Annotated in this window: 24 protein-coding genes; 5 read left to right on the plus strand and 19 right to left on the minus strand. The window is 58.2% G+C overall.

Annotated elements, in window-relative coordinates; all coding sequences use genetic code 11:
- The first annotated feature begins 86 nt into the window (after positions 1–86).
- The gene (locus ABUK73_RS03535) at positions 87–2,114 is read left to right on the plus strand and encodes a methyl-accepting chemotaxis protein (protein WP_353576070.1); all 2,028 of its coding nucleotides are present in this window, start codon (positions 87–89) and stop codon (positions 2,112–2,114) included.
- An 81-nt stretch (positions 2,115–2,195) separates the two neighbouring features.
- On the opposite strand, the gene dxs is transcribed toward ABUK73_RS03535, so the two are convergent.
- The 7 genes from dxs to ABUK73_RS03570 all read right to left on the minus strand — a co-directional run bounded on the left by dxs (position 2,196) and on the right by ABUK73_RS03570 (position 8,499).
- Positions 2,196–4,115: a 1-deoxy-D-xylulose-5-phosphate synthase gene (gene dxs / locus ABUK73_RS03540; RefSeq protein ID WP_353576071.1), complete on the minus strand. Its 1,920-nt coding sequence runs from the start codon at positions 4,113–4,115 to the stop codon at positions 2,196–2,198.
- A 91-nt stretch (positions 4,116–4,206) separates the two neighbouring features.
- Entirely contained in the window at positions 4,207–5,130 is a 924-nt protein-coding gene (locus ABUK73_RS03545; protein ID WP_353576072.1) for a pirin family protein, read from the minus strand.
- Between the two features lie 261 nt (positions 5,131–5,391).
- Positions 5,392–5,646, minus strand: a complete 255-nt coding sequence (locus ABUK73_RS03550) for an exodeoxyribonuclease VII small subunit (protein WP_042618153.1) — start codon at positions 5,644–5,646, stop codon at positions 5,392–5,394.
- 2 nt (positions 5,647–5,648) lie between these two features.
- Positions 5,649–6,584, minus strand: a complete 936-nt coding sequence (locus ABUK73_RS03555; RefSeq protein ID WP_353576073.1) for a histone deacetylase family protein — start codon at positions 6,582–6,584, stop codon at positions 5,649–5,651.
- 34 nt (positions 6,585–6,618) lie between these two features.
- Entirely contained in the window at positions 6,619–7,182 is a 564-nt protein-coding gene (locus ABUK73_RS03560; protein WP_353576074.1) for a biotin transporter BioY, read from the minus strand.
- Positions 7,183–7,201: 19 nt separating this feature from the next.
- Positions 7,202–7,822 carry an energy-coupling factor transporter transmembrane protein EcfT gene (locus ABUK73_RS03565; RefSeq protein WP_353576075.1) on the minus strand — a complete coding sequence of 207 codons (621 nt, stop codon included), beginning with the start codon at positions 7,820–7,822 and terminating at the stop codon, positions 7,202–7,204.
- Positions 7,819–8,499 carry an energy-coupling factor ABC transporter ATP-binding protein gene (locus ABUK73_RS03570; protein WP_353576076.1) on the minus strand — a complete coding sequence of 227 codons (681 nt, stop codon included), beginning with the start codon at positions 8,497–8,499 and terminating at the stop codon, positions 7,819–7,821. The genes ABUK73_RS03565 and ABUK73_RS03570 overlap by 4 nt, the downstream gene beginning before the upstream one ends.
- A 113-nt stretch (positions 8,500–8,612) precedes the next feature.
- Between ABUK73_RS03570 and ABUK73_RS03575 the strand changes: the two genes are divergently transcribed.
- Positions 8,613–9,803 (plus strand): winged helix-turn-helix domain-containing protein, encoded by a 1,191-nt coding sequence (locus ABUK73_RS03575; RefSeq protein WP_353576077.1) that lies wholly within the window; start codon positions 8,613–8,615, stop codon positions 9,801–9,803.
- 226 nt (positions 9,804–10,029) lie between these two features.
- Here the strand turns inward: ABUK73_RS03575 and ribB are convergent, their stop codons facing one another.
- From ribB to ABUK73_RS03590, 3 genes are all read right to left on the minus strand, one after another.
- A complete protein-coding gene (ribB, locus tag ABUK73_RS03580) occupies positions 10,030–11,130 on the minus strand; it encodes a 3,4-dihydroxy-2-butanone-4-phosphate synthase (RefSeq protein WP_113088657.1) in 1,101 nt (366 codons plus the stop codon).
- A gap of 14 nt (positions 11,131–11,144) precedes the next feature.
- Positions 11,145–12,242 carry a chorismate synthase gene (gene aroC, locus ABUK73_RS03585; RefSeq protein WP_353576078.1) on the minus strand — a complete coding sequence of 366 codons (1,098 nt, stop codon included), beginning with the start codon at positions 12,240–12,242 and terminating at the stop codon, positions 11,145–11,147.
- Positions 12,243–12,381: 139 nt separating this feature from the next.
- Positions 12,382–15,474: a bifunctional diguanylate cyclase/phosphodiesterase gene (locus ABUK73_RS03590; protein WP_353576079.1), complete on the minus strand. Its 3,093-nt coding sequence runs from the start codon at positions 15,472–15,474 to the stop codon at positions 12,382–12,384.
- A 352-nt stretch (positions 15,475–15,826) separates the two neighbouring features.
- Between ABUK73_RS03590 and ABUK73_RS03595 the strand changes: the two genes are divergently transcribed.
- On the plus strand, positions 15,827–16,087 hold the full coding sequence (locus tag ABUK73_RS03595) for a DUF1344 domain-containing protein (RefSeq protein ID WP_113088760.1): 261 nt from the start codon (positions 15,827–15,829) through the stop codon (positions 16,085–16,087).
- A gap of 6 nt (positions 16,088–16,093) precedes the next feature.
- Here ABUK73_RS03595 and ABUK73_RS03600 read toward each other — a convergent pair whose 3' ends face one another.
- The 4 genes from ABUK73_RS03600 to ABUK73_RS03615 form a co-directional block, all read right to left on the minus strand.
- On the minus strand, positions 16,094–16,702 hold the full coding sequence (locus tag ABUK73_RS03600) for a histidine phosphatase family protein (RefSeq protein ID WP_353576080.1): 609 nt from the start codon (positions 16,700–16,702) through the stop codon (positions 16,094–16,096).
- A 72-nt stretch (positions 16,703–16,774) separates the two neighbouring features.
- Positions 16,775–17,593, minus strand: a complete 819-nt coding sequence (gene fabI, locus ABUK73_RS03605) for an enoyl-ACP reductase FabI (RefSeq protein WP_113088654.1) — start codon at positions 17,591–17,593, stop codon at positions 16,775–16,777.
- A 214-nt stretch (positions 17,594–17,807) separates the two neighbouring features.
- Positions 17,808–18,896 carry a DnaJ C-terminal domain-containing protein gene (locus ABUK73_RS03610; protein WP_353576081.1) on the minus strand — a complete coding sequence of 363 codons (1,089 nt, stop codon included), beginning with the start codon at positions 18,894–18,896 and terminating at the stop codon, positions 17,808–17,810.
- A 218-nt stretch (positions 18,897–19,114) separates the two neighbouring features.
- Positions 19,115–19,483 carry an RT0821/Lpp0805 family surface protein gene (locus tag ABUK73_RS03615; RefSeq protein WP_353576082.1) on the minus strand — a complete coding sequence of 123 codons (369 nt, stop codon included), beginning with the start codon at positions 19,481–19,483 and terminating at the stop codon, positions 19,115–19,117.
- A 138-nt stretch (positions 19,484–19,621) separates the two neighbouring features.
- Here ABUK73_RS03615 and pdxH point away from each other — a divergent pair, with 138 nt between their 5' ends.
- Positions 19,622–20,242 (plus strand): pyridoxamine 5'-phosphate oxidase, encoded by a 621-nt coding sequence (gene pdxH, locus ABUK73_RS03620; protein WP_353576083.1) that lies wholly within the window; start codon positions 19,622–19,624, stop codon positions 20,240–20,242.
- A 60-nt stretch (positions 20,243–20,302) separates the two neighbouring features.
- Here the strand turns inward: pdxH and ABUK73_RS03625 are convergent, their stop codons facing one another.
- The 5 genes from ABUK73_RS03625 to ABUK73_RS03645 form a co-directional block, all read right to left on the minus strand.
- Complete coding sequence (locus tag ABUK73_RS03625; protein WP_454892320.1) at positions 20,303–20,962, minus strand: HAD family hydrolase; 660 nt, start codon at positions 20,960–20,962, stop codon at positions 20,303–20,305.
- A 15-nt stretch (positions 20,963–20,977) separates the two neighbouring features.
- Positions 20,978–21,415 (minus strand): bleomycin resistance protein, encoded by a 438-nt coding sequence (locus ABUK73_RS03630; protein ID WP_113088650.1) that lies wholly within the window; start codon positions 21,413–21,415, stop codon positions 20,978–20,980.
- A 99-nt stretch (positions 21,416–21,514) separates the two neighbouring features.
- Entirely contained in the window at positions 21,515–21,772 is a 258-nt protein-coding gene (locus tag ABUK73_RS03635; RefSeq protein ID WP_353576085.1) for a hypothetical protein, read from the minus strand.
- A 9-nt stretch (positions 21,773–21,781) separates the two neighbouring features.
- The gene (gene tldD, locus ABUK73_RS03640) at positions 21,782–23,197 is read right to left on the minus strand and encodes a metalloprotease TldD (RefSeq protein ID WP_353576086.1); all 1,416 of its coding nucleotides are present in this window, start codon (positions 23,195–23,197) and stop codon (positions 21,782–21,784) included.
- Positions 23,198–23,262: 65 nt separating this feature from the next.
- Positions 23,263–23,781 carry an invasion associated locus B family protein gene (locus ABUK73_RS03645; protein ID WP_113088758.1) on the minus strand — a complete coding sequence of 173 codons (519 nt, stop codon included), beginning with the start codon at positions 23,779–23,781 and terminating at the stop codon, positions 23,263–23,265.
- A 330-nt stretch (positions 23,782–24,111) separates the two neighbouring features.
- Here ABUK73_RS03645 and coxB point away from each other — a divergent pair, with 330 nt between their 5' ends.
- Positions 24,112–25,008: a cytochrome c oxidase subunit II gene (gene coxB, locus ABUK73_RS03650; RefSeq protein ID WP_113088648.1), complete on the plus strand. Its 897-nt coding sequence runs from the start codon at positions 24,112–24,114 to the stop codon at positions 25,006–25,008.
- Positions 25,009–25,018 lie beyond the last annotated feature (10 nt).

Genomic DNA, 25,018 nt, shown 5'->3' on the forward strand with positions numbered 1-25,018 from the left:
GCCATGAAGGCGGCCTCCAGAAAAAATACAGTCCCCCATAGGCTGATTTGAATCAGCCTCACCGAAGCGTGTCGAAAGAGCACTCGATGTCTTTGAAAAATCTACCCATTAACCTCAAGCTGGTTGCCACTTTCATTGCATTGATGGGTGTCTGCCTTGTGGCTTCCGCGTTCGTCTTCCTGCAAACGATCGATGCCAAGCGCATCTCCGACCAGCAGACCAACACCGGCAAGATCGTGTCGAGCATCGATGACGCAAAGGCTGCCATGCTGGAGCAGGCCGTCAATCAGCGCGGCTATCTGCTGTTTCGCAGCGACAGCACCTATAATGACGTGTTTGCTCAGCGCGATTTGATGTTGAAGAAGCTGGATGAGGCACGCGGCTATGCCGCCGGTCAGCCTGACATCCTGAAATCCATCGATGACATGCAGGCAACCGCCACCGTGTTTTACACGCAGCTGGCCCAGCCGCAGATGGCTGCGCGCAAGACCACGGAAGCGCCGATTTCCGAAGTCATCGAGATTGGCCGCAATCAGGCTAAAGGTCAGCTGGATGGTTTCCGTGCCGCTGCCGCCAAGATCAAGGAGCAGCTGTCGGTTGCTTCGGCAAGCCAGATCGCCGCGCAGTCCAGTGCACACAGCAATCTCGAACTCGCGCTTCTGGGTGGCGGTGCTGCCGCTGGCGTTGTTGCCGTGCTGCTCATCTGGGCTCTGTCGCGCGCCATCGTTTCCCCAATCGTCGGCATGACGAATGCCATGAGCCGCCTGGCCGATGGTGATACATCCGTCGAAGTTCCCGCACTCGACCGTGGCGATGAAGTCGGCAAGATGGCCAAGGCCGTGCTGGTCTTCAAGGAAGCCGGTATCGAAAAATCCCGCCTATCGGATGAAAGTGACCGCCTGCGTACGACAACGGAAGCTGACCGCCGCCGCAACGAAGCGGAAAAGGCCCGTGCCGAAGCCGAGCAGCTGTTTGCCCGTGAAGAGCTTGCCAAGGGTCTGCAGGCGCTGGCCGATGGCAATCTGGTCTACCGCATCGAAACGCCATTCGTTGAGTTCATCGAGCCGCTACGTCTCAACTTCAACAGCTCTCTGGAGAAGCTTCAGGAAGCGCTGCGCAACGTTGGCGAAAATGCTTCGGCCATCAATGCCGGTGCATCTGAAATGCTGGCATCGGCAGATGATCTCTCCCGCCGTACCGAGCAGCAGGCAGCCTCCATCGAAGAAACCGCAGCTGCGCTGGAAGAAGTCACCACCACCGTGCGTGACAGCGCCCGTGGTGCGGAAGAGGCGAGCGCACTGGTTCAGCGCGCACGGGCAGGGGCTGAAAACTCCGGCACCGTCGTTCGCAAGGCCGTTGCCGCCATGCAGGAAATCGAAAAGTCCTCGGGCGAGATCACCAACATCATCGGTGTTATCGACGATATCGCTTTCCAGACCAACCTTCTGGCGCTGAATGCTGGTGTGGAAGCGGCACGTGCCGGTGAAGCAGGTAAGGGCTTCGCGGTCGTGGCGCAGGAAGTGCGTGAACTCGCACAGCGTTCTGCCAATGCCGCCAAGGAAATCAAGGCCCTGATTGGTGCGTCCAGCCAGCAGGTGGAAAATGGCGTGAACCTCGTCGGTGAAACCGGCAAGGCCTTGCAGGCGATCATTTCCGAAGTCGAGGAAATCAACTCCCACGTCAGCACCATCGTCACCGCTGCCCGCGAACAGGCAACCGGCCTTCAGGAAATCAACACCGCCGTCAACACCATGGATCAGGGCACGCAGCAAAACGCCGCGATGGTGGAACAGCAGACCGCTGCAAGCCATGCTCTGGCCCGCGAAGCTGAAGCCCTGAATGGCCTGATTGGCCAGTTCAATCTCGGTGGTGGCGTACGTGGCACGACGGTCTTCGCACCATCGGCTGCGCCTGCTGCTCCCCGCTCGTCCTTTGCACCGGCAACGAAGCCAGCCTTCTCGGTAAAGCCACGCCCTGCTGCCAAGATTGCCCAGCCGACCGCCCGTCCGGTTTCTTCGCCCGCTCGCGCTCTCGGACAGAGCCTTGCCAAGGCCTTCGCGCCACAGGCAGACACGGCGGCCAAGCCATCCGCACAGGATTGGGAAGAGTTCTGAGAAGAACCAAACCGCTGAAACACAAAACCCGCCGGAGCGATCCGGCGGGTTTTGTTTATGGGGGTATCGTTGTGGGCTCGATCAGACAGCGTAACCGACGCCTGCCTGCTTCTGGCCCAGCGCGTTGAACACGGTGGAAACGATACCAGCGCGGTCAAGCCCTGCATTGGCATACATGATTTCCGGCTTGGCCTGCTCGACCCATTGGTCAGGAAGCGTCAATGTGCGGACCTTGAGCCCCGTATCCAGAAGACCGGCGCTGGCCATGAAATGCAGCACATGCGCGCCAAAACCACCTGCTGAGCCTTCTTCGATGGTGATGAGAACTTCATGGTGGCTGGCGAGCTGGCGAATGAGATCGAGGTCCAGCGGCTTGGCAAAGCGCGCATCGGCCACCGTCGTGGAAAGGCCAGCCGCATCCAGGTCTTCCGCAGCAGCCAGGCATTCCGCAAGACGCGTGCCGAAGGAAAGCAGCGCGATTTTGGTGCCTTCCTTGATGATGCGGCCCTTGCCGATCTCCAGAATTTCGCCACGCGCAGGCATCTCGATGCCAACACCTTCGCCGCGCGGATAGCGGAAGGAAATCGGGCCTTCGTCATAGGCAGCAGCCGTGCGGACCATATGTTTCAGTTCCGCCTCATCCGAAGCCGCCATCACCACCATGCCTGGCAGGGTAGCGAGGAAGGTCGTATCGAACGAACCGGAATGGGTGGGGCCGTCAGCCCCGACGAAACCGGCGCGGTCTATCGGGAAGCGGACGGGAAGCCCTTGGATGGCCACGTCATGCACCAGCTGGTCGTAACCGCGTTGCAGGAAGGTGGAGTAGAGCGCGCAGAACGGCTTGTAGCCATCCGCAGCAAGGCCCGCCGCAAAGGTCACCGCGTGCTGCTCGGCAATGCCGACATCGAAGCTGCGGGTCGGGAAGAGTTCAGCCAGCTTGTCCAGACCCGTGCCGTTCGGCATGGCGGCGCTGACGCCGACAATCTTGTCGTCCAGCGTGGCTTCCTGAATGAGCGCTTCGGCAAAGACGCTGGTGTAGCTCGGTGCATTCGGCTTGGCCTTGGCCTGCGCGCCGGTGATGACATCGAACTTGTTGACGCCGTGATACTTGTCGGCAGCAGCTTCGGCAGGCGCGTATCCCTTGCCCTTTTGCGTCACCACATGGATCAGCACCGGACCCTTCTGGTTGTCGCGCACATTGCGCAAGACAGGCAGCAGGTGCTCGAAGGAATGACCATCGATGGGGCCGATGTGATAGAAGCCCAGCTCCTCAAACAGCGTTCCACCGGTAACATAGCCCCGCGCATGGGTCACGGCACGGGTAATGGCGCGGTCGATGGTCTTGCCCAGATAAGCCGTCAGCTTCTTGCCGAAATCGCGAAAGCCCATATAGGTGCGGCCGGATGCCAGACGCGCCAGATAGGCGCTCATGGCACCGGTCGGCGGGGCAATCGACATATCGTTATCATTGAGAATGACGATCAGGCGCGCATCCAGCGCACCGGCATTGTTCAGCGCTTCGAATGCCATGCCTGCCGACATGGAGCCATCGCCGATAACGGAGATGACCTTGCGGTTGCTGCCGTCAAGCTCGGCGGCGACGGCCATGCCAAGACCGGCGGAAATGGAGGTTGAGGAGTGGCCTGCGCCGAAATCGTCATATTCGCTTTCCGCACGGCGGGTAAAGCCGGACAGGCCGCCTTCCTGCCGCAGCGTGCGGATGCGATCTCGACGACCGGTCAGAATCTTGTGCGGATAGCACTGGTGGCCGACATCGAAGATCAGCCGATCCTCGGGCGTGTTGAACACTTTGTGGATTGCAATGGTCAGTTCGACGACGCCCAGCCCCGCACCCAGATGCCCGCCCGTCGTTGAGACGGCGTCGATCATCTCATCGCGCAATTCCCTGGCCAGTTGTGGCAGGTCGCGATCTTCGATGGACTTGAGATCGGATGGGAATTTCACCCGGTCAAGCAATGGTGTCTCTGGCATTCCGGTCAATCGTTCGGCCTTCGTATCTGGTGTTCGATCTGCCGCTTCCAGATGGTGTGCATTCTGGCCTACGACAAGACTAAAATCGTTTTAACGAATTTCAACCCTGCGGCAAAGGGACAAACTCTTCCTCATCCCCCGGTACGATGTCGAAGCGCCCGGTTCTCCACTCTTCCTTGGCTTTTTCTATGCGTTCTTTTGATGACGAAACGAAATTCCACCAGATATATCGCTTGGAATTCAGCGCCGCGCCGCCAAAAATCATGATGTGGCAACCTGCAATGCCGCCTTTCAAGGTAATGTCATCGCCCGCACGAAACACGATCAGCTGATCGGCCGCAAACACATCGCCCGCCACTTCCAGGCAGCCGGAGAGAATATAGATCGCTCGTTCCTCATGATCTGCAGGGAAGGGGAATTTGACGCCAGCCTGAAGCGTCAGATCGACATAGAGCGTATCGGTAAAGGTCTTGACCGGTGACGACGATCCCGCAAAGGAGCCGATGACGACGCGGCCCGATGCGCCTTTCGTGTCGATGACAGGCATGGCTTCGCGCCCGGTGTGGGAAAAATCCGGCGCGATCTCTTCCTTGTTGTCGGGCAGGGCAAGCCATGTTTGCAGCCCGGACATGGAGAGCGGATGGCCACGCAGATTTTCCGGTGTCCGCTCCGAATGGACGATACCGCGCCCCGCCGTCATCAGATTGATGTCGCCCGGACGAATCGTCAGTTCAGTGCCGAGACTATCTCGATGCTTGATTTCACCATCGAAAAGATAGGTGACGGTGGAGAGCCCGATATGCGGATGCGGCTTCACATCCAGCGCTTCCCCGGCTTTGAGAATGGCCGGACCCATGCGATCGAAAAAGATGAAGGGACCAACCAGCCTGCGCTCCCGCGTCGGCAACGCGCGCCGCACGGCAAAGCCACCAATATCGCTCGAGCGCGGAATGATCAGATTTTCGATGGCATCGCAGGCAAAGGCATCGCCTGCTGCGGGGTCATTTCCGGGAAAAAACGACATGGCAAATCTCCTGCGTGACTGGCGGATAGATTACCATGATTTGGAACGTTGGTTGAGGGTCTGATGATGAACGCTGTGTTCTTATGTCGCGGGAGGGTGGGCGACGTATTTTGACGACGTTCCCTCTCTCTCCGCCGTCATGCTCGGGCTTGTCCCGGGCATCTAACGAACCCCAACGTTAAACGTGGTTAGACCCTCGGGACAAGCCCGAGGGTGACGGATATGTATGGTGGGTGCCGCTCTGAGTAAAAACCTCAGCGCTTATTCCCCGTCCAGCGGCTCCACGCCCACCGGCTTGCCTGCGCGATCCAGACGAATTTTCTCGATGCGCTTTTCGGCGGCTGTCAGCAGGGTTTCGCAATGCTTCTTCAGGGCTTCGCCACGTTCATAGATGGCGATGGATTCGTCCAGCGCCACATCGCCGCGTTCCAGACGGGCGACAATGCTTTCCAGCTCGGCGACAGCCTTTTCGAAAGAATAACCGCTGACATCGGCTGTGTTGGCATTTTCCGTCATGTTCAACCCTTCATCATTCTCAAAATATGCATGGCTGCCGATTCCGCCAGCCCTTCCAGATCATAACCGCCTTCAAGCAGGCTGACGACCCGGTTGGCGGCAAATTTGTCGGCCATCTCCAGAATTCGGCCCGTTGCCCAATCGAAATCCTCGCCCACGAGGTTGATCTGCGCCAGGGGATCGCGGTGATGCGCATCGAAACCCGCCGAGATGATGATGAGATCGGGCGAGAAATCGGCAAGCGCCGGCAGCACGCGGGATTTGAAAGCCTCACGAAAATGGTCGCTGCCGGTGTTGGGCGAAAGCGGCGCGTTCACGACGTTGTTCTTGATGCCCGTCTCGCGTTTGTCGCCGCTCCAAGGGTAAAGCGGCATCTGGTGCGTGGAGCAGAACAGAACCGAGGTGTCGTTCCAGAAAATGTCCTGCGTGCCATTGCCGTGGTGCACGTCCCAATCAACGATGGCGACGCGTTCCGCACCATGGACCTTCTGCGCATGGCGGGCGGCGATGGCGGCATTGTTGAACAGGCAAAAACCCATGGCCTTTTCGGTTTCGGCATGGTGGCCCGGCGGGCGGCTGGCCACGAAAACATTGTCGGCGGCGCCGCTGAACACATCATCCACCGCCGCCATGGCAGCGCCAATGCCGGTGAGCGCCGCTTGCAGGCTTTTGGGCGAGGCATAGGTATCGGCCTCGATGCGGTTGATCTCGCCGTCATCTTCCGGGATTTGCCGCATGATCGAGATCAGATGGCTCTCGGGGTGCGCCAGCAAAACGGCGTCTTCATTGGCCTGCGGCGCTTCTTTCCGCTCCAGCCGCTCGAAATTCGGATGCTCCAGCGCGATGTTGAGCGACCGCAGCCGGTCGGGCCGCTCTGGATGGCCCGCAGGCGTAATGTGTTCCAGGAATATCGGGTGCTCGTAAAGCCGTGTGGCCATGGCGGTGACTCCTGAACGTGGGCAATTCGAAGACTTATGCGCGTTGCGGCAACAGCGGATACCCAGCCATCACGGCGCGGCCAGCGAGAGCTGCGAGAACGGCCTTGAGAACATCGCCAGGAATGAAGGCCATGGAGCCGACGAAGGCCTTCTGAAAACCGATGCCGGCTGCAAAACCAAGATAGGTGATGCCGAACGCATACAGCACGACCACCCCACCGGCGACGCTCGCGAGAAAGAAGTTAACACCCTGCACGAGTGCAGACTGATCCCGGTTGACCAGACGCTCGGACAGATAACCGGTGGTGAAGACTGCGGCAATCCAGCCGATCAGAAAGCCGGTTGTCGGCGTGTAGAAGATCGAAAGCCCACCGCGACCACCCGACAGAACCGGCAGGCCGATGGCGGCGATGAGAATGGTGAGCAGAACGGCCAGCGTGCCGCGCTTCGCCCCCAGTACCACACCAGCCAGCATGACGCCCAGCGACTGCGCGGTAATAGGCACAGGAATGAAGCCAAGCGGAAGCGGCGGCAACAGGCCAAGCGCGATGATGATGGCTGAAAACAGCGAGATCAGAACGAGGTCACGGGTTTTCATTCTCAAGAGGCTCCCATCTCTAAATATCATGAGACGAGGTTTGGCCTCTGAAACCGCGCGCGTCAATGGCATCCGCAATCGCATCGGCATCCTTCAACGTCATAATGATGAGCGGAACAAGGATCGTATGCAGCCTCACCTTCATTCCACGCGCACGGTGAGCATCGCGTAGCGTCTCGTAGCGGTTGATGACTTCAGGTACGAAACGCACGACGAGCCCGACCGCCAGACCCACATCGGCAGCTTTGGCAAGTCCCAATCTTTCCAGCGGACGCAGTGCAAAGGCTATTTCATCCATGAACTGAGAAATGCTGACGCTGGCCGTAATCGCGGTCGCCAAAAGCGTCAGCGCCGTCAGCCGAAAGAGGGCCACCATCGCATCCAACGCGGAAATCAGCAGGAAGCTGAAAACGGCGATAATGGCGATGGTCAGCAGAACCGGTCGCAGCCGCGCCACGGTTTCGCGAAATCCCAGATGCGCCTGCCACAGCACCAGCCCCGCTATTATAACGGCAGCGAGGAGGAGGAGGGGATCACGCGTGAGAAAGAGGGCGATGCTGAACAGCGCAAGGCCTGCCAGCTTGATGCGTGGCGAGAGGCTGTAAAGCCAGCCTGCTCCTTCGACATGGAGGCTTTTCATGTCAGTGCCAATTCGCGGTAAAGCCGGATGGCGTCGGTAGGGGATGCGTCGGCGTGAAGCCTGTTTTGGTGGAACAGAAGAACGCGGTCGAAGCATGCCAGCAGCGGCAGATCGTGGGTGATGACGATCAAATCCTGCTCCAGCCCCGCCATGGTCCGCTCCACCAAGGCGCGGTTCTTGAGGTCGAGCTGGTTGGTCGGCTCGTCCATGATGAGGATTTTTGGATTTGTGATGGTCAGCGCCGCCAAGGCTGAGAGCTGCAATTCGCCACCGGAAAGCTCGTGCGCGCGGCGCTTGGCCAGATGCTGGATATCGAAGCGTTGCAAGGTCGCATCCACCGCCGCATCGATGGCAGCCTTGTCCAGCCCATTGTTTTTCAGGCCGAAGGCAACGTCGTCTCTGATAATGGGCAGGATGATCTGGTTTTGCGGGTTCTGGAAGATGAAGCCGACATCCTTCAAGACCTCGGACGCGTCCTTGACCGTATCGAGCCCGTTGACGCTGACATGACCGCTCGTCGGTTTCGTCAGACCATTGATCATCCGTGCAAATGTCGTCTTGCCGGAACCGTTGAGGCCGATGATGCCGATGCGCCGCTCGGTGAGGGCAAGCGTCAAGGGCTCGACCGCCGCTCTGCCTTCAAAGGCCACACCCGCATCGTGAAAACGAATATCCAACTGCCAGTCCCCAAAATGCTGTCGCAGTTTCTATAAACGCTGGAGACACCAAACAAAACAAGGAACAAAAAAAGAACATTGATTTTTCGACCCCACAACCATAGGCTTTTGCCATGGCGATTCTGATTTCGAACGAAGCAGCACGACGTATTTTCCTGGCGCGACAGGGGCTGTCCGCATCGCCCAGCCGCGCCATGGGCAAGGCCGATCTGTTGAAGCTGATCACCGACATCGGCTTCGTGCAGGTGGACAGCATCGCCACGGTGGAGCGGGCGCATCACCAGATCATCTTTTCCCGCAACCAGACCTACAAGCGCCAGCACCTGACGGAACTGCTGGAGAAGGACCGGGCGCTGTTCGAACACTGGACGCATGACGCCTCCATTTTGCCCGCGACCTTCTACCCCTATTGGAAACACCGCTTCCGCCGCCGCGAGCCGATCATTCAGGAGCGCTGGCGCAGCTGGCACGGCGAAGGTTTCGATTCCGCCTTCGAGGAAACCTATCGCCGTATTGCCGAAAATGGCCCGACCATGTCGCGCGATATGAAGGCGGAAGGTCACCAGTCCGGCGGTTGGTGGAACTGGCATCCCTCGAAAACAGCACTCGAATATCTCTGGCACACTGGCAAACTGGCCGTGGCAGGGCGCGTCAACTTCCAGAAAGTCTATGATCTGGCGGAACGGGTGATCCCTTCCGAGCATCACGATCTGGATGTGCATCATGACGACTTCGTAGACTGGGCCTGCCGTGAAGCGCTAACGAGGCTTGGCTTTGCAACATCAGGGGAAATCTCCGCCTTCTTCGACATCGTCACGCCGCAGGAAGCCAAGCAGTGGGTGACAGATCACCGCGATGAACTCTGCGAAGTCTCACTCGCCTCTTCCGACGGCGCCAAGGAACGCGTCTCCTATGCCTTTGAAGGGTTCACAGGGGAAGCAGAAGCTGGGATGGAGCCACCCAACCGCATCCGCGTGCTCAGCCCCTTCGATCCGCTGCTGCGCAACCGCGCCCGCACCGAACGCCTGTTCGGCTTCTATTACCGCATCGAAGTCTTCGTGCCGGAGCCGAAGCGGCAATACGGCTATTATGTCTTCCCGCTTCTGGAAGGGGACAGGCTGATCGGTCGCATCGACATGAAGGCGGAGCGCAAAGGTGGAACGCTGGATGTAAAGCGCCTGTGGCTCGAGAAGGGCGTGCGTCCGTCGTCTGGCCGGTTGGCGAAGCTGGATGCGGAATTGAACCGGCTCGCCAAGTTTACCGGTGTTGAGAGTGTGCGGTATCTGGATGAGTGGCTTGGGTGAAAGGGCGGTGGATCGGGTTATCCGCAAAGGTTTTCGCTTCCGTCACCCCGCACTTGATGCGGGGTCTAGTCAGCCCAAGTCTTTGGGCTGAAAAGGCTATTCTCGACGCGCGGACGCGCGTCGGCTGAATCCCGCATCAAGTGCGGGATGACTGAGGTAGATGTATTTCCTGCGCGTCAGCTCAGACCGCTCTCACCTTCGAAAAAAGGAATGACGAAAGCATTCGTCACCCAATATCCGTCGAGCTGATCTTGATGCCAAAACCCTCTAGCCCGACATAATGGCGCTCGCGGGAAGTGAGCAGCTTGATGGAGCTTATGCCAAGCTCTTTCAGAATTTGCGCGCCAAGGCCGATTTCCAGCCATTCGTCGTCGCGGGTTCGGGCCTGTTCGTGGGCTTCATCGGGATCGCGGGATTTGCGGCGTCCGGCGACTTGTCCCACACCGACCGAGCCTTCGCGTAGATAGATGATGACGCCACGGCCTTCGGCTGCGATCTTTTCCATGTAATGCTGCACCGGCTGTTTCTTGCCGAAGATGTCGTCAGCCACATTTTCCGGGTGCAGGCGCACGGGAATGTCAACGCCATCGCGAATATCGCCGAAGATTACAGCCATATGCTGCATCGGGTCCCAGGGCAGGGAATAGGTCTGGGCCTTGGCGGGGCCGAAAGGCGTGTCGAGGGTGAATTCCGATTCTTTTTCGACCAGCGTTTCCTTGCGCTGGCGATAGGCGATAAGGTCTGCGACAGACACCTGCTTCATGCCGTGGGTCTCGGCAAAGGCGGAAACCTGCGGGCCGCGCATGACGGTGCCGTCATCATTGACGAGTTCGCTGATGACGCCGATGAGCGGCAGGCCTGCGAGTTTGCACAGATCGACTGCCGCCTCCGTATGGCCGGAGCGCATGAGAACGCCGCCTTCGCGCGATACCAGCGGAAAGATATGGCCGGGGCGGGTAAAATCGGCAGCACCCGCATTGGGGTTGGCCAGGTTGCGAACCGTGACGTTGCGGTCGCTGGCGGAAATGCCAGTCGTGGTGCCGTGCTTGAAGTCTACCGAAACGGTAAAGGCGGTCGTATGCGCGCTGTCGTTTTCCGCGACCATGGCGTTGAGATTGAGGCGTTTAGCCTCTTCTCGTGGCATGGGCGCGCAGACGATGCCGGAGGTGTGGCGCACGATGAAGGCCATCTTTTCCGGCGTGCAATGCACGGCGGCAACGATGAGATCGCCTTCGTTTTCGCGGTCGTCGTCATCCATGACAACAACGATCTCGCCTGCCTCGAAGGCGCGGATAGCTTCAACGACACGCTTTTGATCGTAGGTCATGGTGGTTCGCGTTCCTATTTCAGACGGCCGGTCTGGCCACGGTCTCTCAGGTAATGGTCGGCAACCGTGCAGGCCACCATGGCTTCGCCAATCGGCACGGCGCGAATGCCCACGCAGGGATCGTGGCGACCCTTGGTGCGCACATCGACATTGTTGCCATCGGCGTCGATGGATTGACGCTCAGTCAGAATGGAGGAGGTCGGCTTGATGGCAAAGCGCGCAACGACAGGCTGACCGGTGGCGATGCCGCCCAGAATGCCGCCTGCATGGTTGGACAGGAAAAGCGGCTTGCCGTCATTGCCCATGCGCATTTCGTCGGCATTTTCCTCGCCGGTCAGTTCGGCAGCAGCGAAACCTTCGCCGATTTCCACACCCTTGACGGCATTGATGGACATGAGGTTGGAAGCGATATCCTGATCGAGCTTGGCATAGATCGGCGCACCGATGCCGGCGGGTACGCCGTCAGCCACGACTTCGACCACCGCGCCAATGGAGGAACCTGCCTTGCGGATGCCATCCAGATATTCTTCCCAGACCGGCACCATTTTGGCATCCGGGCAGAAGAATGGGTTCTGATTCACCTGGTTCCAGTCCCAGTTGGCGCGATTGATCTTGTGCTTGCCGATCTGCACCAGCGCGCCGCGCACATCGAGGCTCGGCACCACCTTGCGGGCCAGCGCACCGGCAGCCACGCGCGCAGCGGTTTCCCGCGCAGACGAGCGACCGCCGCCGCGATAATCGCGAATGCCGTATTTCAGATCATAGGTAAAGTCGGCATGGCCGGGGCGGAAGCTCCTGGCGATCTCGCCATAATCCTTGGAGCGCTGATCGGTGTTTTCGATCATCATCGACACCGGCGTTCCGGTCGTGATCATCGTCTCGCCGTCTGCATCCATCATCACGCCGGAGAGAACCTTGACGATGTCGTCTTCGCGGCGCTGGGTCACGAAACGGCTCTGGCCGGGCTTGCGCTTGTCCATCCAAGCCTGCACTTCGGAAAGTGTGAAGCGGATGCCCGGAGGGCAGCCGTCGATGACACAGCCCAGTGCCGGGCCGTGGCTTTCGCCCCAGGTGGAAACGCGGAAGAGATAACCGAATGTATTATGCGACATATGATCAGACCGAGACAGCGGCATTCCGCTGGCGGAACGCATTTCTAAAAAGAGGCGGGTTTTTCATAGTGCAAAAGGCACGGAAGGCAAAAGCCTTTCTTTTGCCAAATCGGTTCCCTCTGTGGCATCTCTCCCGGCGTCAGGACACCTTGCGCCAGTGTTCGCCGGTTGCGAAAGCCGAGAAATCTTCCGGCGGCAGCGGTTTGGCAAAGGCATAGCCTTGAACCATGTCGCAGCCCAGTTGCCGCAGCAGAAGCGCATGGTCCTGCGTTTCCACGCCCTCTGCAATGGTTTCCACACCCAGCGAATGGGCGATGTCGATGATGGAACGCACCAGCGACCGTTCCTGCGGAGAGGTGAGAATGGGCATGACCAGCTGCCGGTCTATCTTCAGCCGCTTGGGCTTGAGCCGCAGAAGGCTGATGATAGAAGTGTGGCCCGTGCCGAAATCATCGATTTCGATGTCGATACCCAGCGCCTTGATCCGCTCGATATTGCTGGCGGCAATATCCTCGTTTTCATCAAGGAAGATCGATTCCACCAGTTCGAAGGTGATTTCGCCGGGGCGGATGGAAAGCTCCTTGAGGCTATCGATGAGGTGATCGTCATGCAGACGGCGCACAGAGACGTTGACGGATACGCGCGGCACATGAATGCCCTTGATGCGCCAGATTTCCTTGTCTTGCAGCGCCTGTTGCAGAACGACCTGATCGATCGTCGAGACGACGTTGATTTCCTCGGCAATCTTCAGGAACTTATCCGGGGTCAGAATGCCTCTGACAGGATGGCGCCAGCGAACCAGTGCTTCGACGCCGGTCAAAGCATGCGTGTTGGCGCAGAATTGCGGCTGGTACCAGGCTTCGAATTCCCCTCTTTCCAGCCCGGTCAGAATTTCGTCCGCCGTTCGCTTGTGGTTGACGATTTCGGCCTGAAGGTTCTGGGTGAAGAATTCGTAACGGTTTCGCCCCGTTGCCTTGGCGCGGTAAAGCGCAAGGTCGGCATTGATCAGGGTGCGGCGGGCGTCTGTGGAACTCGTCTCACCGAAGGCAATACCAATCGAAACGCCGCAGCGGCAGGTGAAACCATCGAAATCGAAGGGCTTGCTGAGAGCAGCAATGATCTTCGCCGCAACCGCCTTGATATTGTCCTTGTCATGCAGCTGGCGCATGAGAATAACGAATTCGTCGCCGCCGATGCGGGCGACCACATCGGTCTCGCGTACATTGGCGGTCAATATCTTGGCTGCGTGAACAAGCACCGCATCGCCCGCGGCATGACCCAGCGTGTCGTTGATCTGCTTGAAGCGGTCGAGATCGAGATGCAGGATCGCAAAGCGCTTCCGCTCCAGAGGGAAGGGTGACGACAGGGCGTCCAGCTCGTGGTCCAGCTTGCGGCGGTTGGCAAGGCCGGTGAGGGGATCGTGCAGCGCATTGTGCTCGATACGGGTTTTGGCCTGCTCCAGCTCGGCGTTCTTGGCCTCTGCCTCGTTCTTGGCATTTTTCAGCTGTTCTGACAGCAGAACATCAGCCGTGACATCAAAGGCGATGCCAACGATCTTCTTGTGGCCATGGCGGTTGACGTGAAGACGACCAACGGCTTTGACATAGTGCAGACTACCATCGGGTAGGATCACCCGCTGCGTCGAAGCCCTGTAGGGATCGTCTTCGCTTCGCGAGCCATCGCCAAAGGCGTTCTCCAACTCGTCCGGGTGCAGGCAGCGGAGAAAGTCTTCCCGCGTTACATGTCGCTCCGGCTGCGGCGGCAGGCCGTAGAGTTCGCACATGCGTTCGTTCCATATCGCGTGCGAATAGTCATGCGTCGCTTCCCAGATGCCGCAGTTGTAGGATTCGAGCGCAAGCCGCAGGCGTCCGGACAGTTCCTCAAGCTCGTGTTCACGGCTGGAAAGCTCATGCAGCGCAAGTTCAAGCTCGGCATTCTTGATGTCGGTGGTGTCCTTTGCCTCACGCAGCTTGTGCGCCATCAGCATATCGGACGTGACATCCCAGAGAATGCCGGTGGTCTGGTGCGATCCATCCGGCTTGATATAGCTCGAACCGGCAGAGCGCAGATAGCGCACGGTGCCATCAGCCACGGGAACGCGGTAAACCTCCGAAGACGTTTGTTGGCCGGAGGAGCAGTTGAAGAAGAAACGCGCCGCTTTCGACCGATCCTCAACAACCAGCGCCGTCAGCCATTCCGTTAGCAGCAGGCGCTGTTCCAACATCGGAAATCCGTGCAGGCTTGCGGCCCGGTCATCCAGATAACAGCGCGACGTATCGTTTTCGATTTCCCAGATGCCGATATTGGAAGAATCCATCGCCAGCTTAAAGCGCTGGGAAAGCTCTAGCAGCCGGGTTTCGCGCAGGCGAAGCGTCTGGATATTGCGGTTGCGCTCGGACAACAGCAGCGCAGCAACAATGATCGGCAGCAGCATGGAAATCGCCGCAATGGCCAGCGTGGTGCGCAGCGAACGGTAATAGGGCTTGACCGCATCCCATCCAGACGCGGGTGTTGCGCGGATTTCCCAGCTCGAGCCCGGCAAATTCACGGACCGGACGACCGGGTCTTCGTGAAGCGGCTCGAGAACCTTGCTTACGATTTCATTGGTGACCGTGTCCCTGATTTCGAAGCGGATGTCGCGCGATGTTTCATCCAGCGGGGCCTGCGTATCGTAACCGATGGAATGCAGAAGCTTGCGCCGATCAACGACGGCCAGAACCAGATCGTCCTTCGAAGCGTTGCCCGCACTTGCTGGCGGCATGGTGACGATGACCATGATGGTGCCGCCTTCGGCAGCTTCGAAGACCTGCGTTTCCGGCAGGCGATCTTTCTCAGGCATGGCGGCCAGTTTCGCCAGCCGGTCGCTCAGCATCGCGCTGATCTGGTCGGCGGGGAAATCAGTGGGCGTTTCGGAAGCGTAGAGCTTCTGCAGCTGAAAATCGCGGGCAAAGCCCAAGGCAATGAAATGATAGGAATGCTGCAGCTGATAGTCGGCAATCTTGTCCAGTTCCGGCGAAGGATTGCTTGCGGATAATCTTGCGTAATGCCCAAACGATGTCAGCGTCGCAACATCCGTCTTCAGCCGCATCACCAGACTGTCATGCAGCATATCCAGCGCATAACGGGCGTGCATTTCCAAATCTTCGCGAATGGACGCGGCGCTTCGGTGGTCGATAAGGTTGAACGCACTCATCACAATACCGGCCATGGCCAAAGCCATGAGGGCTGCCATGATCCGTTTTTTTATGACTTCGTTAAGGCGTTTCCCAATATTGGCCCAAACATTCACGCTGCATTATCCTTTGGAGGCACGTATTCCGCCTCTGCTATACAGCGTAAAACACAATATATTCTGAATCACTTGGTGTAACTTTGTGTATCTGTTATCGCTAAATTAACAATTATGGAACAAGTGGACACACGCGCCCTTGGCGCGGACGCCTTGCCTAAAGGCTTGATTAAAGGTTAAATTCCATTCATCAATTGGACTGAAAATGTCATGCTTGCGGGCGAATTCCGCCACATTCGGGAGGCAAATCTTGTCGCAGACGAAGTTTTTCAGCAGCCTTAAGAAAGCTATAGCGATGCGTTTCATGATTGCCGCACTTATGGCCACAGCAAGTCTGTTTGCACCCTTCAATGCGTTCTCGCAAAGCGTGGATGTCGAGTCGACCATCAGCAAGGTCGATGTGAAGGGCCTCACCATCACGCTTGCCGATGGCAAGAGCTACAAGGTGCCGGAAGAGTTCAATTTCGATGGTTTGCAGGCCGGTGTGAAGGTTGTCGTCTTCTACACCGAAGTCGATGGCAAGCGCGTCGTGGACGACCTCGAAGTCGTCCAGTAAGGCGTCTTACGCTTCAATCGGCAGATCGATCCATTCGGCGATCCGCTTGTCCGTTTCCACGCGCAATATCCGGTCCTGCGGAATAGGAATTTCCGCAGCTTCATCCTTGTCCATGCCAGAGACGAGGCGGAACATGGAGCGAATGACGCCGCCGTGGCAGACGCAGACCGTCTGGCGCTCCACCGAAGACAGCCACGCGCCGATCCGCCAGGACAGGATTTCGTAGCTTTCCGCATCCTCGCCCGGTGGAATGAAGTCCCACTTGGCGGCCTTGCGCGCTCTAACTTTTTCAGGGTGGGCAATTTTCAGTTCGGGAAGCGTGTGGCCTTCCCAATCACCGAAGGAGACTTCGACAAGCCGCTCATCGGTGCGGTAGGCCTGCGGGTCTAGCCCCATGGCCCCGCGCACCAGTTCCATCGTCTCGCGCGTGCGACCAAGCGGGCTGGCGACATAGTCGAAATCCTCGGCAGTGTTTCCGAGAACGCGGGAGAGGGTCTTGCCGTTTTCGACCGCCTGTGAGCGACCGAAATCATTGAGGGGAATATCTTTTTGGCCTTGCAGCCTGCGGATCGCATTCCAGTCTGTTTGTCCGTGACGGATAACATAGACCAGCAAAGCGGCACTCCTGTCTTACTCTGTCATTCAAGGACGTTGCGCCGCGCTGGAAAATCCGGCGGCGCAATCGCTTTAGTCCTTTACGACAGAGATGTCGGGTGCGTCTACCGCTTTCATGCCGATTGTGTGGTAACCGGAATCCACATGGTGCACTTCACCCGTGACGCCAGTGGACAGATCAGACAGAAGATAGAGCGCCGACTTGCCGACTTCCTCGATGGAAACCGTGCGCTTCAGCGGTGCGTTATATTCGTTCCACTTCAGAATATAGCGGAAATCACCGATGCCCGAGGCAGCGAGTGTCTTGATCGGGCCAGCCGAAACAGCGTTGACGCGAATGCCGCGACCGCCGAGATCGACCGCGAGATAGCGAACGCTGGCTTCGAGAGCAGCCTTTGCAACGCCCATGACGTTGTAGTTCGGCATGACTTTTTCAGCGCCGTAATAGGTCAGCGTCAGCAGCGAACCGCCATCATTCATGATCGGGTCGGCGCGCTTGGCAACGGCTGCCAGCGAATAGACCGAGATATCCATGGTGCGGTTGAAGTTATCGCGGCTGGTGTCGAGGTAACGGCCTGTCAATTCATCCTTATCGGAGAAGGCGATGGCGTGAACGACGAAATCGATCTTGCCCCAATGAGCTTCGAGATTGGAAAAAACGGCATCGATGGTTTCAAGATCGGTCACATCGCAGTGTCCGGCCATAAACGCGCCCAGTTCCTGCGCCAGTGGTTCAACGCGCTTCTTCAGCGCATCGCCCTGCCAGGTGAAAGCCAGTTCCGCGCCGGCATCAGCGCATGCCTTGGCAATGCCCCAGGCAATGGAACGATTGTTTGCGACGCCCATGATGAGGCCGCGCTTGCCAGCCATGAGGCCGGATGTCTGAGCCATTGGATGCTCCCTATACTTAAATCGAACTTGCCTATGGCATAGGCCGAACGCCGGTTCAAGCAGGGCTCAGATCATCTCATGTGACGGAATGCAATAAAGGTGCGTTGTTCACGCCTTTCGGCACAATTGCGCTTTGTTAAGCCAATTTATCTGGGTGAAAGCCGGAAAATCCGTGCCGAAAGCCGGTAACCGGCTATGCGGCACTTGTCACAGCCTAGAGATAAAGTCCTTCGCGCATGTGGCGCATCAGGTCCATGACCTTGGCATCCGGCGTATCCAGAAGCACGATGCGCAGTTCGACGACGAAATCGCCGTGACCGCCGGCGCCATCTGCCAGGCCCTTGCCTTCCACGCGAATGGCGCGGTCGGAGCCGGACCATGCCGGAACCGCCACCTTCAATTCGCCGTGCGGCGATTGAACGGCGGCCTCACAGCCCAGCACGGCGTCTGCCAACGAGATCGGCAAAGTCGTGTGGATATCGAAATTCTGAATGGAGAAGGGGCCTTCGCGGGAAGCAAGAAGCGTCACCACCAGATCGCCACGCGCGGCTTCGGGCAATTTCAGTCCCTGACCCTTCAGTCGCACGACGTAACCATCCGTCATGCCGGGTTCCAGCTGGAAGCGAACCTCCCGGTCCTCAGGCATATTGATCGTCATCCATTTCTGCTCGATCAGATCGGTGACGGAAACGGTGGCTTCTGCGGTGATATCAGGTGCCTTTTCGGGAACAGCGGGTGCGCGGCGAATGCGGCGCAGCAGGGCTGCGAAGAAGCTGGTGGAGCTGGCCGATCCGCCATCCGACTTGTCGCCATGCGTTGCCGAGCCGTCTTCAGCCGCAGTCTCGGATGCGTCAGCGCCAGTCTTGATGGACGCCGCTTTCACCTTGGCTTCTGCGCCGAAAATGCGCTCCAGCATGTCTTCAGCCGATTCAGGCTTGGCATTGGTGTCGGTTGTCGCCTCGACCTTGGTGGTGCGGGCCTGGGCTCTGGCCAGTTCTTCCATCAGTTTTTCAGCGGCTTTGGCACGCGCTGCTGCCTGTTTGGCCGCTTCGCGCTGCTGAATGATGGTCTGGTCGCGTTTCTTGTTTTCGGCGGCACGTCTGGCCTGATCGTAAAGACCGCGCTTCTTGGGGTCTTTCAACAAATCATAGGCCTGACCAACTTCTGCAAAGCGGGCGGTGGCATCGGGGTCTGTCTGGTTATGATCGGGATGCACGGCTTTCGCCTGCGACCGCCAGGCCGCCTTGATTTCATCCGATCCGGCGTCTCTTTGAACGCCGAGAATAGAGTAAGGATCACGCATCCGAACCACCAATTACGCTTGTCGGCTGAGGCCTAATATTTTCATCATGAAAAGCCTGCAACACGAAGTACACCCGCCTTGAACGTGCTCAGCTTCAATTGCGTTGCATCGTTCGTTTTCAATTCGGATTGACTGTGGCAAGAAGTTGCTAATCAGACCTTTACGGGCCGCCCGCAGCGGGGCTTGGCCGACCTGTTCTGAAAGACAGGGTAAACGCTTTATTTCTGGTTGAAGCGGGTCATCAGCCATTCACCCGTTTCGGAAAGACATGCCTGGCCGCTATAGCTGGCAACGCCCTCGAAGGAATGGCGGGTGGTGTCGAATTCGCGGCAGACGAAGCCGCTGGTGCGGTCCTCACGAATGGCGGTTACGACACCGGCACTGCCTGTAGCCGCATTGGCCCAGGGCAGGGGGGAATCCGAAATCTTGGCGAGATCGGCAGAGGTCACGGCATTACGGATGGTCGTATCGTCGGACTGTGTCTGGGTATTCTGCTGGTTGGGAACGGAAGCCGTGGAGAGGGATCGATCGACCTTCTCGCCACCGAACAGATCGAGGCTGACGCAGCTGGTCAACATGGCAGCCATGCAAGCAGTTGCGGAAACACCCACGACTGAGGACAAGAAGCTCTTTGTTCGACTGTTCGACTTTGCTATGACGTTCACCATCTATAAACCAGAATCCATCTCTGGTGTGCAAATCAGCTCAGGAGCATTTTATTCAATATGTCGGAAAGCGGGTTAACATCCAGTGACTTTACTGAGGAAAATGAACCTTTCTCACTTTTTGCGGACTGGTTGCGCGATGCAACAGCCGAGGAAATAAACGATCCGAACGCCGTCGCGCTCGCATCCGTGGATGAGGAAGGCATGCCCAGCGTGCGTATGGTTCTGTTGAAACATGCCGATGAGCGGGGCTTCGTTTTCTATACCAACTTCGAAAGCCGCAAAGGCCACGAACTGCTTGGCCAAAAAAAGGCGGCCATGTGTTTTCACTGGAAAAGCCTGCGCAGGCAGGTGCGCGTGCGCGGTCTGGTGGAAGTGGTAAGCAATGCAGAGGCGGACGAATATTACGCGTCGCGCCCACGCGGCAGCCGCATTGGTGCCTGGGCATCCAAACAGTCGCGTCCGCTGGAAAGCCGTTTTGCGCTGGAAAAGGCAGTGGCCGAATATACCGCCAAATATGCCATCGGCGATATTCCCCGTCCGCCGCACTGGTCGGGCTTTCGTATTCAGCCGCTGACCATCGAATTCTGGCACGACCGCAAATTCCGCCTGCACGACCGCGTCGAATTCCGCCGCGATACGCCGGAAGGACCATGGTCGAAGGTGCGGATGTATCCGTGATTCATCAACATGCGGCACGCTGAAAGGTCGTGCCGCATGATCCTTATCGACAAGCGCTCTTTAGTTCCGTGCGGATTTCAGAAGCGTCGCAACGTCGAAAAGACTATCGCAGATCGCGACGCATTTCTCGCGCATCGCTTCCGTTGCGGGCGCGACATCCGGCACCATGATCGTCTGCGTCCCAGCGCTCCATGCGGACTGAACGCCGTGATAGGAATCCTCAAGCGCCACGCAATCCCGGGGATCGATGCCGAGACGTTCGGCGGCGGTTAGATAGGGCAGGGGCGATGGTTTCGGTTCGGCGTAATCGCCACGCGCGAGAACGTGGTCGAAACGACGCAAAACATCGACAGGGCCGAGGTGACGATTGACGGATTCGTGGCCGGAGGAGGTGGCGATGGCCCGCGGCAGGCCGAGTTCATCCAACAGATCGAGGATTTCGAGAACACCCGCTTTCAGCGCCACACCATCCGCCATCTGGATCGCCAGATGCCGAAGCCAGGCATCGCGGAAAGCATCCATTGGAAAATCCTCACCATATTCGGTGCGAATGGTCTTGGTGATCACATCCCACGGACTGCCGCAGACCCGTTGATAGACATCGACAGCCATGCCGTGTCCGCCCTCATCGGAAGCGGCCAGAAATGAATCCCGGTAGTGCTTCTCGCTTTCGATCAGCAGCCCATCCATGTCGAAAATGACCGCTTTTGGTCTGCGCAACACCCCCGCCATCGTTTAGCCGAACCGGAATGGGCGCTCGCCCAGGCTTTCGAAAGGCCGGATGAGATAACCGTCCGGGTCGGCAACGACGAATTGCCGGTTGCCGACTTCGGTCTCGCCGCGCCGATACCACTTCTCTTCCAGCGGCAGAAACAGCGAAATCTCTGCGCGCTCCAACCGCTCCAGAATGGCCTCCAGCGATGGCACCACCAATTGCAGGTTCATGCCTTGTCCCAATGGATATGTCATCGGCCTGGTTTCGTCTTCGAAGGTCCGCCCGGCACCAATCTGGTCGATCATCAGCTGCGCATCGCCCAGCGCCAGATAGGTGAAGCCTTCTTCAGGTCGTTCATAAACCACATGAAAACCAATGAGATCGCAATAAAAAGACCGGCTTCTCGGCCAGTCACTCACGGCCAGTTCAGGAACAAGGGCATTATCTGTAAAAGTCATTTTTGGGCCATGTCACCTTTAAAAACACAATTGCTATAGCGCTTATGCGCAGGAAAGGTAACTCCGTTGCGGCGGAAACGTTGCAGGCCGCAGATCCATTCAACGCGAACGTAGCAGCCTAAAGGCAACAAATGTGAGCACGATCGTGAGCGGTATGCTAATGCCAAAGCCGATCATCAATTCCAGATCGGCCACCTGCTCCGCATTCTCCGCCCCGTAAAGCCCGACGAGCTTTTCGGCAAGTGGTTGCGGAAATTGCGGAAACCAGTCAGGTCGCGTGAGCCACAGATGTGTGAGAACGCTTGAGGCGACCAACACCCATATCGACAATAAAGCGATTTCGGCAGGCTTCCGCATGGCGCTCCGTTACGCCTTCGTCCCGCCGACGGTAATCTGGTCCATGCGCAGATGCGGCTGGCCGACGCCGACGGGCACCCATTGGCCTGCCTTGCCACAATTGCCGATGCCGGTATCAAGTTTCATGTCGTTGCCGATCATCGTCACGCGCTTCATCGCATCCGGACCGTTGCCGATCAGCATGGCGCCCTTGACCGGCGCGCCGATCTTGCCGTTTTCGATGAGATAGGCTTCCGTGCAGCCGAAAACAAATTTGCCGGAGGTGATATCCACCTGACCACCGCCGAAGGACACCGCATAGATGCCCTTCTTGACCGATGCGATGATTTCTTCCGGCGTTTTATCACCGCCCAGCATGTAAGTGTTGGTCATGCGCGGCATGGGCACATGGGAGTAACCCTGACGACGACCGTTGCCGGTCGCTTTCATGCCCATTAGGCGAGCGTTCTGCCGGTCCTGCATGTAACCGACAAGCTTGCCGTTTTCGATCAGGACATTATAGGCCGAAGGCGTGCCCTCGTCGTCGATGGTCAGAGAGCCGCGGCGATTGTCGATGGTGCCATCATCCACCACAGTCACACCGGGTGCTGCCACCATCTCTCCCAGCAGGCCCGCAAAGGCGGATGTTTTCTTGCGGTTGAAGTCGCCTTCCAGGCCGTGGCCGACAGCCTCGTGCAACATCACGCCCGGCCAGCCGGAGCCCAGCACCACATCCATGGTACCCGCAGGCGCATCGATGGCGGTGAGGTTGACCAGCGCTTGCCGCAAGGCTTCATCTGCGCCGCGCTGCCAGTTTTCGGTGCTAATGAAATCTCCGAAGCCAACACGACCGCCGATGCCGTAAGAGCCGCTTTCCTGTCGGTCGCCTTCGCCAGCCACCACGGAAATATTGATGCGGGTCATGGGGCGGATGTCGCTGACGCGATGGCCATCGGCGCGCAGAATATCCACCACCTGCCAGCTGGCGGAAACGCTGGCCGTCACTTGGCGGACCTTGGGGTCCTTGTCGCGCAGATAGGCATCGATTTCGGTGAGAAGCTTGACCTTTTCCTCAAAGCTCGGCGCCCCAATCGGGTTCTCGTCGCCGTAGAGCTTCTTGTTGGTGCGCTGCGGGGCTGCGGCATAGGAGCCGGAATAGCCTTTGGTCACGGCGCCAACGGCGTCGGAGGCACGCTTGAGAGCACCCAGCGATAGCTCGCCCGCATGCGCATAACCCACGGTCTCACCGGCCACGGCGCGAAGCCCGAAACCCTGGTCCGTGTTGAAGCTGCCACCCTTGAGGCGACCATTGTCGAAGGTCAGCGATTCCGACTGGGCGTGTTCAACAAACAATTCGCCGTCGTCAGCACCGGAAAGCGCATCGGCGATCTGGGCGCGCAACTGTCCTTCATCGCAATCGAACAGGGTCAAAAGGTCTTGGGTCATCGCAGGCTCCAGTCGTGGCTGTTAACAGCGCATTTAAGTGCTGGAGCCCCAAGGCGCAAGATTGCTTATGGCAATGCGTCGTAGCCTTCGGCAAAGCCGCGAAGCTCGATGGGAATGCCGACGCGGTCCTGATCGACGGATTCACGCAACGCAAACACGGCATTCTTGCCAGCGCGCAGAACCTTCAGCAGCTCGTCATCGATATCGACTTCCACATAGCAGCCTTCGGAGAAGCAGCGGGTGAAATAGGCGCGGCCGATATTGTTGTTATCGATGTATAGTTCCATCCCGTCCTTCAGCAGCACGCCGAGCGGTGCGAGAATGCGCAGGATGCGAGATTTGCGATCCGCCGTTTTCAGAATGACGACGGATAGGCCGACTTCCGGCCGGTCGTCCGCAATCACGTTCTGCATCAGCGCGCATTGCTCTTCGGATGCGCCAGCGGGCTTGTCGCATATGACAGACCAAGCGCCATGCGTCGATTTTGGCGTACCCGGCTGCTGTTGGGCAAAACCCGCAGCGGGAACGATAATGGAAAGACCGGCGGCGATAAGAAAAGCGCGCGCAATCGGAGACAGACGCATGGATACCTCTGGAATTCGAATCAGTGCGGCTATTTTGACTTGCCGTTCGGGAAAGGAAAGAGCCGCCGTCCTCAATTCCAAGGGAGTGCGGCCAAAATAGGACTTCGCCGTGCTCTGCATGTCCCGGTTTGTCAACCGGCGGTGGTTTTGAGTGCCCATTTGTTGGGCTTCGGCGCATTTAACACAGAGAACGTATAGCGTTAAAAATGCGTGGCTTGCCAACCAAGGCGATATTGCGGCGAAGGGCAAACTATGATTTGAAGTCTACTCTATAAGCATGGATTCTGCGTTTGAGATTGATCATGATCAAACGCGTGAGGGAGAGGTACCGTGACTAACAGAATTTACGCAAGCTTGGTGGGCAGTATCTGTCTGCTCACGGCTGCCAGCGCGCACGCTGACCAGCCGAGAGAGTGGCAGATGGGGTTGCAGGAGGCGGCAACGCCCATCATGCATGAGATTCGCTGGTTCGAACAATATACGCTGTGGTTTATCGTTCCGGTCACACTGTTCGTGCTCGCTCTGTTGATTGTCGTTGCGGTCAAGTTCCGCGCCCGCGCCAATCCGGTTCCCTCGAAAACCAGCCACAACACGGCCATCGAGATTGTTTGGACGCTGGCGCCGGTTCTCATCCTGATGTTTCTGGCATTCCCGTCCTTCAACCTGCTCAATGCGCAGTTGACGCAGCCGGAAAACCCGGATCTGACGCTGAAGGCCACCGCGACGCAGTGGCAGTGGAATTATGAATATGCTGCCGTTGAAGGCGGCGAGGCACTGGCTTTCGACAGCTACCTTCTGAAGGACGTCGACCGTGCCGCCGCAGGCAAGGAAGACAAGGCCCGTTATCCGCGTCTTCTCGCCGTCGATAATGAAATGGTTGTTCCTGTCGGCAAGACGGTTCGCCTGCTGGTGACCGCAGCGCCGACCGATGTCATTCACGCTTTCGCCATGCCTGCTTTCGGCGTCAAGATCGATGCGGTACCCGGTCGTCTCAACGAAACATGGTTCAAGCCTGAAAAAGAAGGCCTTTATTACGGGCAGTGTTCCGAGCTTTGCGGCAAGGATCACGCCTTCATGCCAATCGCCATACGTGTGGTTTCCGAAGAGCAGTACAAAACCTGGCACGATGCCGCCGCTTCCGATCTGAGCGGTGCCAACCGGGCGCTCATGGCTTCTGTGGATGGTGCGCCAAGCGCCGTTCAGGTCGCCGAAAACGAAACCAAGTAACGTAAGGAGT

Origin of the sequence: Agrobacterium vacciniicorymbosi (assembly GCF_040427045.1) — a bacterium.
In the GTDB taxonomy this organism is placed as follows: Bacteria; Pseudomonadota; Alphaproteobacteria; order Rhizobiales; family Rhizobiaceae; genus Agrobacterium.

What these genes read in the sequence shown, in the direction of transcription:
- ABUK73_RS03535 (WP_353576070.1), top strand. Translation starts at nt 87, where the DNA reads ATGTCTTTGAAAAATCTACCCATTAACCTCAAGCTGGTTGCCACTTTC.
- ABUK73_RS03545 (WP_353576072.1), bottom strand. Translation starts at nt 5,130, where the DNA reads ATGTCGTTTTTTCCCGGAAATGACCCCGCAGCAGGCGATGCCTTTGCC.
- ABUK73_RS03550 (WP_042618153.1), bottom strand. Translation starts at nt 5,646, where the DNA reads ATGACGGAAAATGCCAACACAGCCGATGTCAGCGGTTATTCTTTCGAA.
- ABUK73_RS03555 (WP_353576073.1), bottom strand. Translation starts at nt 6,584, where the DNA reads ATGGCCACACGGCTTTACGAGCACCCGATATTCCTGGAACACATTACG.
- ABUK73_RS03560 (WP_353576074.1), bottom strand. Translation starts at nt 7,182, where the DNA reads ATGAAAACCCGTGACCTCGTTCTGATCTCGCTGTTTTCAGCCATCATC.
- ABUK73_RS03565 (WP_353576075.1), bottom strand. Translation starts at nt 7,822, where the DNA reads ATGAAAAGCCTCCATGTCGAAGGAGCAGGCTGGCTTTACAGCCTCTCG.
- ABUK73_RS03575 (WP_353576077.1), top strand. Translation starts at nt 8,613, where the DNA reads ATGGCGATTCTGATTTCGAACGAAGCAGCACGACGTATTTTCCTGGCG.
- ribB (WP_113088657.1), bottom strand. Translation starts at nt 11,130, where the DNA reads ATGACCTACGATCAAAAGCGTGTCGTTGAAGCTATCCGCGCCTTCGAG.
- aroC (WP_353576078.1), bottom strand. Translation starts at nt 12,242, where the DNA reads ATGTCGCATAATACATTCGGTTATCTCTTCCGCGTTTCCACCTGGGGC.
- ABUK73_RS03590 (WP_353576079.1), bottom strand. Translation starts at nt 15,474, where the DNA reads ATGGCAGCCCTCATGGCTTTGGCCATGGCCGGTATTGTGATGAGTGCG.
- ABUK73_RS03595 (WP_113088760.1), top strand. Translation starts at nt 15,827, where the DNA reads ATGCGTTTCATGATTGCCGCACTTATGGCCACAGCAAGTCTGTTTGCA.
- fabI (WP_113088654.1), bottom strand. Translation starts at nt 17,593, where the DNA reads ATGGCTCAGACATCCGGCCTCATGGCTGGCAAGCGCGGCCTCATCATG.
- ABUK73_RS03610 (WP_353576081.1), bottom strand. Translation starts at nt 18,896, where the DNA reads ATGCGTGATCCTTACTCTATTCTCGGCGTTCAAAGAGACGCCGGATCG.
- ABUK73_RS03615 (WP_353576082.1), bottom strand. Translation starts at nt 19,483, where the DNA reads ATGGCTGCCATGTTGACCAGCTGCGTCAGCCTCGATCTGTTCGGTGGC.
- pdxH (WP_353576083.1), top strand. Translation starts at nt 19,622, where the DNA reads ATGTCGGAAAGCGGGTTAACATCCAGTGACTTTACTGAGGAAAATGAA.
- ABUK73_RS03630 (WP_113088650.1), bottom strand. Translation starts at nt 21,415, where the DNA reads ATGACTTTTACAGATAATGCCCTTGTTCCTGAACTGGCCGTGAGTGAC.
- ABUK73_RS03635 (WP_353576085.1), bottom strand. Translation starts at nt 21,772, where the DNA reads ATGCGGAAGCCTGCCGAAATCGCTTTATTGTCGATATGGGTGTTGGTC.
- tldD (WP_353576086.1), bottom strand. Translation starts at nt 23,197, where the DNA reads ATGACCCAAGACCTTTTGACCCTGTTCGATTGCGATGAAGGACAGTTG.
- ABUK73_RS03645 (WP_113088758.1), bottom strand. Translation starts at nt 23,781, where the DNA reads ATGCGTCTGTCTCCGATTGCGCGCGCTTTTCTTATCGCCGCCGGTCTT.